Origin of the sequence: Shewanella sp. S1-58-MNA-CIBAN-0166 (assembly GCF_040310085.1) — a bacterium.
Classification (GTDB): domain Bacteria; phylum Pseudomonadota; class Gammaproteobacteria; order Enterobacterales; family Shewanellaceae; genus Shewanella.
This window is the reverse complement of record NZ_JBEOPN010000007.1, coordinates 24,937-39,784: the sequence shown is the minus strand read 5'-3', so window position 1 is coordinate 39,784 and position 14,848 is coordinate 24,937. Positions and strand designations below refer to the sequence as shown.

Annotated in this window: 11 protein-coding genes; 10 read left to right on the top strand and 1 reads right to left on the bottom strand. The window is 40.3% G+C overall.

Translation table 11 applies throughout. The features are described from left to right. Positions 1-33: 33 nt before the first annotated feature. Entirely contained in the window at positions 34-660 is a 627-nt protein-coding gene (locus AAEY99_RS06230; RefSeq protein ID WP_011637688.1) for a paraquat-inducible protein A, read from the bottom strand. A 213-nt stretch (positions 661-873) separates the two neighbouring features. On the opposite strand from AAEY99_RS06230, the gene AAEY99_RS06225 reads away from it, so the two are divergent. The 10 genes from AAEY99_RS06225 to AAEY99_RS06180 all read left to right on the top strand — a co-directional run bounded on the left by AAEY99_RS06225 (position 874) and on the right by AAEY99_RS06180 (position 14,804). Continuing rightward, positions 874-1,167 carry a YebG family protein gene (locus AAEY99_RS06225; protein WP_101086979.1) on the top strand — a complete coding sequence of 98 codons (294 nt, stop codon included), beginning with the start codon at positions 874-876 and terminating at the stop codon, positions 1,165-1,167. A gap of 49 nt (positions 1,168-1,216) precedes the next feature. Continuing rightward, the gene (gene msrC / locus AAEY99_RS06220; RefSeq protein ID WP_101086980.1) at positions 1,217-1,675 is read left to right on the top strand and encodes a free L-methionine (R)-S-oxide reductase MsrC; all 459 of its coding nucleotides are present in this window, start codon (positions 1,217-1,219) and stop codon (positions 1,673-1,675) included. Positions 1,676-1,952: 277 nt separating this feature from the next. Next, positions 1,953-2,564 (top strand): RNA chaperone ProQ, encoded by a 612-nt coding sequence (gene proQ, locus AAEY99_RS06215; RefSeq protein WP_011637685.1) that lies wholly within the window; start codon positions 1,953-1,955, stop codon positions 2,562-2,564. Between the two features lie 21 nt (positions 2,565-2,585). Continuing rightward, positions 2,586-4,637 carry a carboxy terminal-processing peptidase gene (gene prc, locus AAEY99_RS06210; RefSeq protein WP_162023286.1) on the top strand — a complete coding sequence of 684 codons (2,052 nt, stop codon included), beginning with the start codon at positions 2,586-2,588 and terminating at the stop codon, positions 4,635-4,637. 132 nt (positions 4,638-4,769) lie between these two features. Continuing rightward, on the top strand, positions 4,770-7,331 hold the full coding sequence (gene pepN / locus AAEY99_RS06205) for an aminopeptidase N (protein ID WP_351009678.1): 2,562 nt from the start codon (positions 4,770-4,772) through the stop codon (positions 7,329-7,331). Positions 7,332-7,421: 90 nt separating this feature from the next. Continuing rightward, on the top strand, positions 7,422-7,637 hold the full coding sequence (locus tag AAEY99_RS06200) for a DUF2835 domain-containing protein (RefSeq protein ID WP_162023284.1): 216 nt from the start codon (positions 7,422-7,424) through the stop codon (positions 7,635-7,637). Between the two features lie 315 nt (positions 7,638-7,952). Beyond that, on the top strand, positions 7,953-10,001 hold the full coding sequence (locus tag AAEY99_RS06195; protein WP_101086984.1) for a DUF1302 domain-containing protein: 2,049 nt from the start codon (positions 7,953-7,955) through the stop codon (positions 9,999-10,001). Positions 10,002-10,014: 13 nt separating this feature from the next. Continuing rightward, complete coding sequence (locus AAEY99_RS06190; RefSeq protein WP_101086985.1) at positions 10,015-11,379, top strand: DUF1329 domain-containing protein; 1,365 nt, start codon at positions 10,015-10,017, stop codon at positions 11,377-11,379. 58 nt (positions 11,380-11,437) lie between these two features. Then, positions 11,438-12,448: a WD40/YVTN/BNR-like repeat-containing protein gene (locus tag AAEY99_RS06185; RefSeq protein WP_101086986.1), complete on the top strand. Its 1,011-nt coding sequence runs from the start codon at positions 11,438-11,440 to the stop codon at positions 12,446-12,448. 49 nt (positions 12,449-12,497) lie between these two features. Next, positions 12,498-14,804, top strand: a complete 2,307-nt coding sequence (locus AAEY99_RS06180) for an efflux RND transporter permease subunit (RefSeq protein WP_101086987.1) — start codon at positions 12,498-12,500, stop codon at positions 14,802-14,804. The last annotated feature ends 44 nt before the right edge of the window (positions 14,805-14,848 follow it).

Genomic DNA, 14,848 nt, shown 5'->3' with positions numbered 1-14,848 from the left:
ACTATATGTTCATTGGATGGTGTAATTGGAGTACTAGGCATCTACATAACTCCACATGTGTTCTAGATTATATTCACGTTGTAAAAATAAGATGATGATAAACAACATTGTAAAACTGAATGTTCCCATACCAAAATACACATCGGAAAAGTCTGATAACTGAAAGGCCGACACGAGAAAACTGATGACATAAATTTCTAACATGGTCATTTGTGATATCAAACCATGATTTTTTAACAATGTAGTGTAGGTTCTTTGCCAAAATGAGTTGTGCAGTTTTAATTTTACAATTACAACTTGAGCCATAATTGACAAAATCAATAACCCAGGCGCGATAACTGCAGCAACCATTACCGCTAGGCCTACAACCCAATATCCTTCGGCCCAAACCGTCACAGCAGCTTGCAGCACCGTAGTGGTTCGTACACTGCCAAGGAAGTGGATTTCGAGTACTGGCAATAAATTAGCAGGAATAAAAATAATTAACGCCGCAACGCATAACGCTAGCATGCCATTAATGGAGCAATAAGGTGAATCATAGAGCGCCGTGTGGCAACGCGGACAAAGCGCACGGGCACTTGAAGGCAAAGCTCGTTTTCTCACTGCCAAATCACATGATTGGCATAAAATTATAGAATCATGATCATCAAATTCATGCATGAAGAATTAATCTAATCCATAGTAAAACACATTATTGGGTAGCGAAGAGTCAAACCTCTCTGCTTGGCCTTATATTGGCAGAAAAATGAGTTAATTGTTAAATAATCTCGATTTTCTTGTGCTTGATAATATCAGAATAATCAGAACACTTGCATCATAAGTTAACTATGTGAGATTCTATGCACTGTATATAAAAACAGTGAGGATTACATCATGGCAGTGATAACCCAATTTGTCGTGGTCAGAGAAGGGGTGGAAAAGATGACATTTATATCGAAGAAAGAGGCTGATGCCTACGATAAGATGCTCGATATTTCCGATAACCTAGTGCCATTTCTTATTAAGGCAGACCTCGGACTTGATGAAAATAAATGCGAACAGCTGGCATTTTATCTAGCAAACAATAAAGATGAGCTTTCTAACTTGCTAAAAGGCATCGTACAGGTTAAAAACGCTCCTACAGCGAAAACTAAAAAGACTACGGCTAAAACTACATCTGCAGAATAGTCGTATTCATCACTCATTCTTCGATTGAGTGTCAGCTTAAGGAATGGACATGAAAACCGAATTTTACCAAACATTAAATCGTCAAGCACAAGCTTTACTTGAAGGCGAAGATGATTTGATTGCTGCTATGGCAAATTTTTCAGCGTTGCTAAATGACAACCTAGAAGACCTAAATTGGGCAGGTTTTTATATTAAGCGTGGTGAACAATTAGTCCTTGGACCATTCCAAGGTAAAGTGGCTTGTACCCGTATCAATATCGGCAAAGGTGTTTGTGGCACTGCCGCAGCAGAAAATAAAACCCAACGAGTTGCCGACGTTCATCAATTTGATGGCCACATTGCATGCGATTCTGCCAGTAATTCAGAAATCGTGATCCCTGTTAGGCAGGGTAATGAGGTTGTAGCAGTGTTAGATATTGACAGCCCATTACTGAATCGATTCGATCAAGATGATCAAATTGGTTTAGAAAACATGGTAAAAAGTTTCGAAACTTGCCTATTTGGTTAAATAGCGAACAAATTAGATTAAATCATGGTCGCATTCGCTGTCGCGGGCTTTATAATATGCCGCTATACGCATTTGTGCTGGATTTACTGATGAGCGATGATTAAGCTGAGAGTAAGTTTGGTTAAATTGTTAAGGTTTGTTTCAATGACTTTAGCAAACTGGCGGATAGTGATATTTTGTACGTTAAGCCTTAACAGTAAGGTTTAACGAAAGATGAACGACTGCAAGGCAAATTGTATGCCGCATAATCAGTCCCTTTATTAACGTGGAAGTAAAAATGGAATCAACAGACAAGTTGACCGACACCAACGCAATTTTAGCGTATTTATATGAAACCTTTCCTTTATGCTTTATTGCAGAAGGTGAAACGAAGCCATTAAAAATTGGTTTGTTTCAAGATTTGGCTGAACGGTTAGCTGATGATTCTAAAGTCAGTAAAACACAATTACGTGTAGCGCTTCGTCGTTACACAAGCAGCTGGCGCTATTTGAAAGGCGTTAAAGCAGGTGCTAAACGTATAGATCTTGACGGTAATGAATGTGCTGAATTAGAACAAGAGCACATTGACCATGCTATTTTGACGCTTAAAGAAAGCCAAGATAAAGCTAAAGCAAAACGTCAAGCGTTAGCGCCTAAAAAGCCGGCAAAGAAAGTGGCACCTAAACGTGCTCCTGCCGTTAAAAAGGAACGTCCTGCACCGGTAGCGGCTCCAGTGATTAAACTTGTGCCGGCTAAGCTAGAAGATTTAAAACAAAAACAACGCGTTAATGTTAAATTAGGTGCCACACCTGTTCCTGGTGTTGTGACTGATATTAATAAAGAGGATGTGCTTGTTCAATTAGATTCTGGCTTATCCATCAAAGTACGTGCTGAGCACATACTATTATAGAAATTTAAGGAGTACTTGTTGATGCGAAAACTTACCTTGGCCGCGTCAATTGCCAGTTTATTTGTCGGCTTTTCGGCATGGGCAATTTCACCAACGATTCAAATCAGCGAGTTACCTAAACTAGCACAAGAGCCACAACATAAAGTGGCTAGCAAGCGAGTAACAACTTTGTTTACTCGCTCGCATTATCATCGTTTTGTACTTGACGATGCATTCTCTGAGCAAATATATACCCGTTTTCTTGAGCAACTTGATTATCGTCGTAATGTGCTGACTGCGGCAGACATTGCGAGCTTTAGTCAATATCAAAACCAGTTTGATAACATGGTTGAATCAGGCGATATTAGCCCTGCATTTACCATGTACGACCTAGTACAGAAACGTCGTTATGAGCGTTTTGCTTATGCGTTGTCTTTGCTTGATAAAGAGTTCGATTTTACTCAAGCTGGCGATGCGTATGAATTTGATCGCAAAGATGCGCAATGGCCAAAAGATGAAGCCGAAGTGAATGAACTTTGGCGTCAGCGCGTTAAATATGACGCGTTAAATCTTAAATTAACCGGTAAAAAGTGGCCTGAAATTGTTGAAGTGCTCGAGAAGCGTTACAACAATGCCATTAAGCGTTTAAGCCAAACACAAAGCGAAGACGTGTTTCAAACAGTCATGAATGCGTTTGCTCGTAGTGTTGAACCTCATACAAGTTATTTATCACCTCGTAATGCAGAACGTTTCCAAATGGAAATGAATTTAAGTCTTGAGGGTATTGGGGCCGTGTTGCAAATGGATGATGACTACACCGTCATCAAAAGTTTAGTGGCCGGAGGGCCTGCTGCCAATAGCGAGAAATTATCACCAGAAGATAAAATTGTTGGTGTTGGTCAAAAAACCGGTGACATTGTTGATGTCATAGGTTGGCGTTTAGATGATGTTGTTGATTTGATCAAAGGGCCAAAAGGAAGTGAAGTCGTATTACAGATTTTACCGAATAAAGGCGGGGCTAATGCTAAACCTTTTGAAGTGGTCATTACCCGAGATAAAATTCGTTTAGAAGACCGTGCCGCGACCTCAAAAGTGGTTGAGCCTAAAGAAGGCCAGTATGCCAATCGTAAAGTCGGGGTGATTCAAATCCCTGGATTTTATATGAATTTGTCACAAGATGTGGCTAAAGAAATCACTAAACTTGAAAAAGACAATGTTGAAGGGATTATTATTGACCTCCGTGGTAATGGCGGTGGAGCATTAACCGAAGCGACATTACTCACAGGCCTGTTTATTGACATGGGCCCAGTTGTTCAAATCCGTGATGCTAATGGTGGCATTAATCAAAATCGTGATAATGATGGCGCCAGTGCATATAATGGCCCATTGGCGGTGATGGTTGATCGTTATAGTGCATCGGCTTCAGAGATTTTTGCTGCGGCTTTACAAGATTATGACCGTGCACTTATCGTCGGTGAGTCTACCTTTGGTAAAGGGACTGTTCAGCAACATAAAAGCTTGGGTCGTATTTATGACATGTATGAAAAGCCAATTGGTCACGTACAATATACTATCGCTAAATTTTACCGTATTAATGGTGGCAGCACTCAATTAAAAGGCGTTACGCCTGATGTCCGTTTTCCAAGTGCTTTAGAGGCTGGCGAATACGGCGAGTCAGAGGAAGAGAATGCTCTGCCATGGGATAAGGTTCCCGTTGCTCAGTACTCTACTTTAGGGAATATCAACCCTATGCTGATCAACAATCTTGATGTTAAACATAAAGAGCGTATCAGCAAAGATGTAGAGTTCAGTTATATATACCAAGACATTACTGAGTTTAAAAAACATCATAAAGACAAAACAATATCACTTGTTGAGAGTGAACGAATTGCTTCTCGTGAAGACGATGATAAGCGTGCTTTAGACCGAGCAAACGCACGTCGAATCCATCAAGGTTTGGCTGCCGTGAAGTCTTTAGACGATATTGAAAAAACAGATGATAGCAAGTTACCTGATCCCTTTTTAGATGAAACGGCTTATATCACCCTCGATATGGCTGACGTAGAAAAAATAGCTAAAACTAACTCAAAGTAATTTTTTATTACTGTTAAAAAACGCGCTTAGGCGCGTTTTTTCTTAATCACAATCACTAAAAACAGTACCAATTCGATAAAGACCACGCCCATTTAATCATATTGGCATTAGTACCGTTCAAGAGGAACATGTATGAACCAAGCGCAAGAAAAACACCTAAAAGATTATACCAAGCCTTCATTCACCATTACCCATGTTGATTTGAACGTTATTTTGGATGGCAAAAACACTAAAGTGACAGCCATCAGTAAGGTGATCCGTAATGGTGAGCATCAGCATGATTTAGTGCTTGATGGCGAACAACTTTCGCTAAGTACAGTGAAACTTAATGGTGTAGCAGCTAACTATCGTCAACACGACAACCAATTAATAATTAGTACGGACCAAAATGAGTTTGAATTAGAAGTGGTCACTTTGCTTGACCCTGAGGCAAATTCGAGTCTTGAAGGGCTTTACATGTCAGACGGTGCTTATTGTACCCAATGTGAAGCAGAAGGATTTCGCCGGATCACCTATTTCTTAGATAGACCCGATGTTCTGGCTATTTATACCGTGCGCGTTGAAGCCGATAAACAGGCATTTCCATTTTTGTTAAGTAACGGCAATTTAATTGATAAAGGGGAGATGCCTCGTTCTGGTCGTCATTTTGTCAAATGGCATGATCCATTCCCTAAACCAAGTTACTTATTTGCCTTGGTCGCTGGAGACTTTGATTTACTTAATGACAGTTTTACGACTCAAACTGGTCGTGAAGTCAAACTGCAAGTTTTTGTTGATAAAGGCAACTTACATAAAGCTGATCACGCTATGGCATCATTGAAGAAATCAATGAAATGGGATGAAACTCGTTTCGGTCTTGAATATGATCTTGATATTTATATGATTGTTGCAGTTGATTTTTTCAATATGGGTGCGATGGAAAATAAAGGCTTGAATGTCTTTAATACCAAATACGTGCTCGCTGATAAAGCCAGTGCAACAGATGAAGATTATCATGGTATTGAGTCGGTTGTAGGCCATGAGTACTTCCATAACTGGACAGGTAACCGAGTCACGTGTCGTGATTGGTTTCAGTTAAGTTTAAAAGAAGGCTTAACGGTATTTCGTGATCAAGAATTTAGTTCCGATGTTGGGTCGCGCGCAGTTAACCGAATTCATGCTATTCGAGTGATGAAAAATCAACAGTTTGCTGAAGATACCGGTCCAATGTCACATCCTATTCGGCCTGAAAGTGTAATTGAAATGAATAATTTCTACACTGTGACGGTATATAATAAAGGCGCTGAAGTTATCCGCATGATGCACACCATTCTAGGCGAAGAAGGCTTTCAAGCTGGAATGAAGTGCTATTTTGAGCGTCATGATGGCCAAGCGGTAACCTGCGATGACTTTGTTAATGCTATGCAAGATGCTAGCGGTAAAGATTTAACCTTATTCCGTCGTTGGTATAGCCAAGCTGGTACACCCGTTGTGACGGTAAAAGACCGTTTTGATGCGGATAAAGGTGAGTACCATTTAACCGTTACTCAACAAGTGATGTCGCAAGGTGTGAAGGGCCAAACCTTGCATATTCCGTTCAGTGTTGAGCTGTTGGATAGTGTAGGGCAATCAATAGTCAATAAAGTGCTAGATGTGACTAAGGCCAACCAAACCTTTGTGTTTGATGGACTAGAAAGCGCACCTATAGCATCTTTACTACAAGATTTTTCAGCACCTGTTAAATTGGTTTACGATTTTAGCATTGATCAACTTGTGCATCTTATGCGCCATGCTTCTAGCGAAGTGGCGCGTTGGGAAGCATCTGTGCAGTTAGTGAGCCAAGCCATTTGGAATAACGTTGCTCAGTTGCAAAAGCAGCAAGTCATGATGGTTGATACTCGTGTTGTTGAAGCATTTAGAGGCGTCATTTTAGATGCGAATATAGACCAAGCTTTAGTGGCTGAAATTTTGTCTATTCCTACTGCTTCTGCATTAATTGAGCAGGTAGATAGTGTTGATTTAGATGCTTTGGCCAAAGCCAGAGAGTTTGTTGTTGAAGAACTTGCATCAGCTTGTGAAGATGAATTATTGGTACGTTATCGAGAGCTGATACTTTTAGATAACGCTGGTGCTCGTGCATTTAAAAACATTGCCTTGTCATTGTTATGTCAAGTGACCGATACTCATGAATCGTTAGTTGAAAAGCAATATTATTCAGCTAAAAATATGACTGATAGCTTAGGGGCTTTGAAAGCGGCAGCTACAGCCAAACTAGCCTGTTTACCTATGTTATTAAGTGACTTTGAGTCTACGTGGGAATCAACGCCATTAGTGATGGATAAATGGCTGACATTACAAGCGTTAGTGAATAGCGATGAAGTGCTAGATCAAATTAAAACGCTGACAAAACACAGCAGTTTTAGTTTTTCTAACCCGAACCGAGTACGTTCATTGATTGGGGCTTTTGCCGCCGCAAACACTTATCAATTTCATCGTGCTGATGGCGAAGGCTACCGTTATTTGACTAAAATTTTAGTCAAATTGAATAAGTCGAATCCACAAGTCGCATCGCGAATGATCACACCATTAATTCAGTTTGCCAAATTCGATCAACATCGTCAGCAATTAATGAAACAGTGTTTAGCAGAGTTAAAAGCTTTACCGGATTTATCGAAAGATTTATATGAAAAAGTCACTAAATCATTGGCCGAATAATAGCGTCAACGACTATTCATCTAGTATGAATAGTTAGACTGTTTAGTATGTTAAAAAGGAGAGCTTGCTCTCCTTTTTATGGAGTAAATTATGGAGTTATTATTTTCTCTTAACGTAAGTTATGAAGCATTTCTACCATATTACCAAGGACTTGCAGAGAAAGTGCAAGTAAGAGATCACCACGGTCGTGTGTTGCATATCAATGGTAAGTATTTTAGACCTTATTTAACCCCTCAAGGTATTCAAGGACAGTTCAAATTAGTCCTTAACCAAGATGGGAATTTCAAATCACTTAATAAATTATAGAGTATTTACTTCAAACGTTTGATTGATTAGTGGTGTGTGAAGTAGCACCCCGTTAATATATATAAGTCTATGAAAATAAACTTTTTTCGTTAATGGTTAAATGACTGTAATTATATCGTCTGTGTTAATTCAAATATAGGCTGGTTTTATTTTGTCGTTTTTACCCCGACATCGTTAATTTTCTTAAACATTTTCTTTTTTTTGACCTTGCTCAATATAGTTAAATGCTGTAACAATGGTGTTGCCTGTGGGCTAACAAGATGTTGGTTAAATTCCTATAACAACTAATCCAACAGGTTACGGAGATGAACTAAAATGAATATTGTTAAAAAAAGATTTAACAAGTCGGCTCTCGCTTTGGGGGTGGTGTCGGCATTATGTTTGGGGATGAGCACTTCAGCCTCAGCCGTTTCTTTTGATTGGGGTGATGTACGAGGTACATTTGATTCAACTTGGACTGCAGGTGCGAGTTGGCGTGTGTCAGACCGCGATTGGAATAATCAAATCGGAAAGGTAAACCAACCACAATTCGATTGGTCTGGTTATTCGGCATTTGGTGGTGCGTTTGGATCAACCAAATATACCTCAACAGAAATTTGGACTCAGCCTGGTTCTTATTCAAGCAACAATGACTTAAGTAATTTGTTGTATGCACAAGGTGATACCACGTCTGAGATTGTTAAAGGTCTCCACGAATTATCATTAAAGTATGAAAACTACGGTATCTTTTTACGCGGTATGTATTTTTACGATCGCAAATTAAATGATGGTGATTATGGCTTTAACGATCCATTAACCGGAAAAGAATTTGATCCTTGTGAAGATAGCAAAGCGTCAGAAGTGCAATGTAAAGATATTCGCTTACTAGATGCATTTGTTTACGGTAACTGGGATTTAAATGACGGCGCTAACCCATTAAGTGTTCGTGTCGGTAACCAAGTCGTTTCATGGGGCGAAAGCACCTTGATTTCTCACGGTATTGCTGAAATCAATGCTGTAGACTTAAATATTCTTAATGCACCAGGTGCGGAGCTCAAAGAAGCATTCCGTCCACAAGGCATGGTTTGGGCATCGTTAGGTTTATCTGAAAACTTAAACCTAGAAGCATTCTATCAGTATGATTGGCAGCCAATTTGGATCCCTACACCGGGGTCAAACTTTGCAACCAATGATTTTGCTGGATATGGTGGCTATAACCAAAATGCACAATTGGGTTTCAACTCCAATCCAGATATCAACCAAGATTTCCTTATTTCAGAATATTCACGTTTATATGAAGCTGCAGCCGCTACTGGGTTTAACTCAGCATATGCCGCTTACATGACTGCTTATTCAACTAAGGTTGCTTTGGTTCAAGATGCTGCAGATCCTAGTGATGATGGCCAATTTGGGGTTAAATTAGGCTATTACTCTCCAGAACTGGGCGAAACTGAGTTTGGTTTTTATTACATGAATTACCACAGTCGTCGTCCAATTATTAGTGGTACTGCCTCTAACTTTACTGCAGAAGCTATTGGTCGTGATTATGGCCGTTTAGCACAAAGTGGTGGGAACATTGACCGCGAACTTTTGTTAAGTATGGAAACCTTTACCAAATCGCAAATTGTATATCCTGAAGATATCCAGTTGTATGGTTTTAGTTTTAACACTTTGGTAGGCGACACTTCTGTTGCCGGTGAAATTTCTCATCGTGTTGATGAGCCATTGCAAATTGACGACGTTGAATTACTTTTCTTAGCGATGCCTCAGCAGCTAGCTAATGCCGGTCTTCGTCCTGATTTAGATGGTATTTCACAAATGGATAATGTGGAGCCTGGCTCAAACGCTGAGGGGTATATACTTACCGATACGACCCAAGCACAGGTAACCTTTACCCACTTATTCGGCCCGACATTAGGTTTAGATAATCTAACCATGCTTGCTGAAGTCGGTGGTGTGTGGATCCATGATATGCCTGGTTTTGACGAATTACGTCTAAACGGTCCAGGAACAGCTCGTTCTGGTGGTAACCCAGAAATGACTGGCATTATTGCCGCATTACATAATGGTCCTGAAACCAATCCATTCCCAACAGATTTTGCGTGGGGTTATCGTTTAGTGGCGAAAGCTGACTTTAACAATGTGTTTGCTGGTGTGAACATGTACCCAAGAGTGATTTTCTCTCATGACGTTGATGGCATTACACCGGATCCAATGTTCTTATTCACCGAAGGCAGAAAATCTGTCGCTTTGGGTGTGAACTTTGATTATCAAAGTCGTTGGGGCGCAGATATTTCTTACAACAGCTTCTTTGGTGGCGTAGGAACAACAAATGCGATGACAGACAGAGATTACATCTCTTTCAACGTCAAGTATTCGATTTAGAAGGATAATTATAATGAAGAAACTGACGATATTATCGGCAGCAGTGATGCTAGCACTAAGTGCACCTGCTGCGCTGGCGAAAGTATCACAAGCTGATGCAGACAAATTGGGTACAACATTAACCCCTATGGGTGCAGAAAAAGCGGCTAATGCCGATGGTTCAATTCCTGTTTGGAGTGGTGGTATTAGCAAACCTATAGCGGGTTACACTAAGGGTATGCATCATCCAGATCCTTTCCCAACTGACAAAGTGCTATTTACGATCACTAATGAAAATAAAGCCCAGTATGCTGAGTTTTTAACCCCGGGTCAGAAACAATTATTTGAAGTATATCCAGATACTTACAAAATGAATGTCTATGAAAGTCGCCGTACTGCAGCCGTACCTCAATATGTTTATGATGCGACTAAAGCCAATGCCGTTAGAGCTGAGTTAGTTTCACAAGGTAACGGTATTACTGGGGCGACCATTGGTGTGCCATTTCCAATCCCTGCTAACGGTTTAGAAGTGATTTGGAATCATATTTTACGTTATCGTGGTGTTGATGTAGAAACCTATCGTAGCCAAGCTGCGCCGATGTCTAATGGTTCTTACACTTTGGTTGAAAACGCTGAGGAAATTCGTTTTGAATATTCTCGTCCAGAGGTGACATTAGAGAAACTTAAAGAAACAAATACATTGTTTTACTTTAAACAAGTTGTGACTCAACCAGCACGACTTGCTGGTACAGCATTACTTGTAAAAGAAACCATGGATCAAGAGGCTCTTCCACGCCAAGCTTGGACTTATAACACTGGACAACGCCGAGTTCGTAAAGCGCCTAACGTAGCTTTTGATACACCTGGTACTGTGTCTGATGGGTTAAGAACAACAGATGATTTCGATATGTTTAACGGCTCTCCAATGCGTTATAACTGGGAATTAGTCGGTAAGAAAGAGATTTACATTCCATACAATGATTATCGTTTACATTCAGATGCGTTGAAATATGACCAAATTTTAAAACCTGGCCATATTAACCCTGAATATCCACGTTATGAAAAACATCGCGTATGGGAAGTCAAAGCGACGTTAAAAGAAGGCATGCGTCATACATATAAAACTCGTGTGTTTTATATTGATGAAGATTCATGGCAAGTTGCAGTAACTGATATATATGATAATCGCGATGAGCTTTATCGTGTTGGTGTCGCTCATCTTATCAACTATTATGAAGTGCCTGCGCTTTGGAGTACCTTAGAAGTGTTCCACGATCTTCAATCTCGCCGTTATTTAGCAATGGGTCTAGACAACGAAGGTCGCATGTATAATTTTGATGCATCGCTTTCTGAAGCTAACTTTACCCCAGACGCCCTAAGACGTGCCGGTATTCGTTAACAAGCCATAAATAAAATGGGGCGCGGTTGCGCCCCTATAAATTGTAAAGGAAGTTTGTATGACGTTTAGCATGCTTCGCAGTGCAGTGGCGATTGGGATTAGTGCATGTTTATATACTACTTCAGTAGATGCTCAACTCGATCCACTCTCTGTTCAGATTCAACCCCTAGCTCAATCCTCTTTATTGCTTGATATTGCTAATGCTGGTGACAAACTTGTCGCGGTAGGCCAACGCGGTAATGTGTTGCTTTTGGACAATAATCAATGGCACCAAGTCGCGACCCCTGTATTGTCTCAATTAACCAAAGTGTTTTTTTTCGACGACAAACAAGGTTGGGCTGTCGGCCATGATGCCACCATCATCCACACTCAAGATGGTGGATTAACGTGGTCGGTGCAGATGCAATCTGCTGAAATAGAGAAACCTTTTCTAGATATTCGTTTTTATAGTCCCGTTGATGGTATTGCGGTGGGCGCTTATGGATTATTTTATCGCACCGCTGATGGCGGTAAAACATGGCAACAAGAATTTCATCAAGAATTATTATTTGAAGAAGATATTGCCTATTTAAATGAACTTAAAGCAGAAGATGAAGCATTGTATTTATCTGAGCGAGCTTCATTATTACCCCATTTCAACCGTTTAATTCGCCTGAAAGATAAACGATTGTTGCTTGTGGGTGAGCTTGGCTTGGTCGCGGTATCGAGTGATAACGGCCAAACATTTTCGAAAACTAACTTTGATTATGATGGTTCAATGTTTAATGCCATTGAAGTTGGCGAAGATGTTTATGTCATGGGCTTACGTGGTCATGTGTTTAAGTCAGACTTAACGCTATCCGCATGGCAAGAAGTTAATTTACCTGTCCAATCATCAATTAATAGCGCACTTATTACCGCTAGTAATGACCTATACCTGGTGGGAAATGCTGGGATTGTGTTGTCAGTAGATGATGATAAAGCAACAATTGTTGCCAGACGCCAAGGTGAAAATATAGTGGCAATTGCTAAAGACAGTAAAGGCCAGTTATGGTTTGCCGGTTCTAAGGGACTGTTCCAGCTTGATTAACCTTTTGGTTAAACTGGACAATTAAAACAACAATAATAGGGCCGAAAAGATGTTAGAAAAACTGGTCAATGGATTTGAATCTCATTTATTCCGCAATCGAAAATGGGTCATCATTTCGTTTATTTTTATTACTTTTTTCTTAGGGTATCAAGCCAGCCAATTAAAAATGGATGCTGCTTTTAGTAAAAATATCCCACTCAATCATTCGTACATGCAAACGTATACCAAACATCAAAAAGATTTTGGTGGTGCTAACAGTATTATGGTGGCGGTAGAAGATACCAGTGGCAATATATTTAACCCGGTATTTTTTGATGCGCTGAAAAATGTGCACGATCAATTATTTTTTATTCCGGGTGTAGAACGTTCTCAGGTTAAGTCGTTATTCTCACCTTCAACTCGTTTTACCGAAGTCGTAGAAGACGGCTTTGCCGGTGGTCCGGTGATCCCCGCTGATTTTAGTAATGATGATTACGGTCTTAAAATCGTTCGTGATAACATTGAAAAAGCTGGCATTGTAGGCCGACTTATCGGTAATGATTACACCTCTGCCATGGTGTCTGCGCAGTTAATGGAGTTTGACCCTCAAACGGGTGAGGCTATTGATACTATTGCGTTTGCAAATCAATTAGAGCAAGAGCTTCGTGGCAAGTTTGAAAACGATAAGATCAAAATTCATATTATCGGTTTTGCAAAAATGGCTGGGGATGTTGCTGAGGGCGCTAAAGGCGTACTGCTGTTCTTTTTAATCGCCATTGCGATTACTGCTGTAATGGTATACCTATTTTCAAAATCGATAGTGCTAACCGTCTTGCCACTAGTGTGTAGTTTGGTTGCAGTATTTTGGCAATTAGGATTATTAACCGTGGTTGGCTTTGGTTTGGACCCAATGTCGATTTTAGTGCCGTTTTTAGTGTTTGCTATTGGTGTTAGTCACGGGGTACAGATGATCAATGCTGTACGTCGTCGTGTGCTTGATGGCCAAACAACTAAAGCCGCTGCAGCGTCCGCATTTCGTAGCTTATTAGTGCCCGGTGGTGTTGCATTATTATCTGATACGGTTGGTTTTTTAACCTTACTGTCAATTGATATTGGTATTATTCGTGAGTTGGCTATTTCTGCATCGTTAGGTGTCGCGGTTATTATTTTAACCAATCTGATTTTACTACCATTGGTGATTTCATATTTTGAATTACCGAGTAAGCAAGACAGTCCTGAAAAACGTCAAAAAATTGAAAATATTTGGCGTGGTTTGTCTAAATTTGCGACCCCTAAATATGCCATTGTCGTATTGATTTCGACTGCGATACTTTACGCGGTTGGTTTTCAACAAGCGTCCAAAATGCAAATTGGTGATTTACAGGGCGGGGCGCCTGCACTGCATCAAGACTCTCGTTATAACCAAGACACTTTCTTTATCACTAAACATTTTTCAATTACAACTGATGTAATGTCTGTGATTGTAGAAGCTACACCAGAAGCCTGTACTTATCATTCATTGTTATCTCAGATAGATCAGTTCGAATGGATGATGGCAAATACACCTGGGGTAGAGTCAACGGCAAGCTTGGCATCTATTGCTAAGAAAGTGAATGCAGGATTTAACGAAGGTAACCCTAAGTGGGAGATTTTACCGCGTACCACCGCGAGTTTAGTCCAAGCCGTTGGCCAAGTACCGACAACATCTGGTTTGCTCAATAGTAATTGCTCGGTTATGCCTGTGTACTTGTTCTTAAAAGATCACAAAGCTGAAACCATCGAGGTGGTTGTAGACAAAGTTAAAGCGGTTGCCGCACAACTTAACTCTGACACTTTGCAATTTAAGCTAGCATCAGGTCCTGTTGGTGTCATGGCCGCCACAAATGAAGCCGTGAGCGAAGCTCAGCTACCAATGATGCTATATGTATATGGCGCTGTGTTTGTACTGTGTTTAATTAGCTTTAAGTCACTCAAAGCGACGATAGCGGTAATTATTCCACTTTATGTGGTATCAACATTAGCGCAAGCATTAATGACCTTGCTTGATATTGGTTTAGCGGTGAGTACCTTACCGGTGATTGCATTAGGTGTGGGTATTGGCGTTGATTACGGGATTTATATCTTGTCGACGATGTCCAATAAACTCAGTAATGGCATGCCGGTGCAACAAGCGTATTTCGAAGCACTCGTTGAACGTGGTAGTGCGGTTATCTTTACCGGCCTAACGTTAGCCATTGGAGTGAGCACTTGGTTCTTCTCAGACCTTAAATTCCAAATGGATATGGGGATTTTGCTGACATTTATGTTTTTAGTGAATATGTTGGGAGCAATTATTATTCTACCCGCACTTTCAGCGATGTTTTGGCGAAAAAAGTAACTAAAACATGTGATTAAATAAAAAAGGGAGCTTAGCTCCCTTTT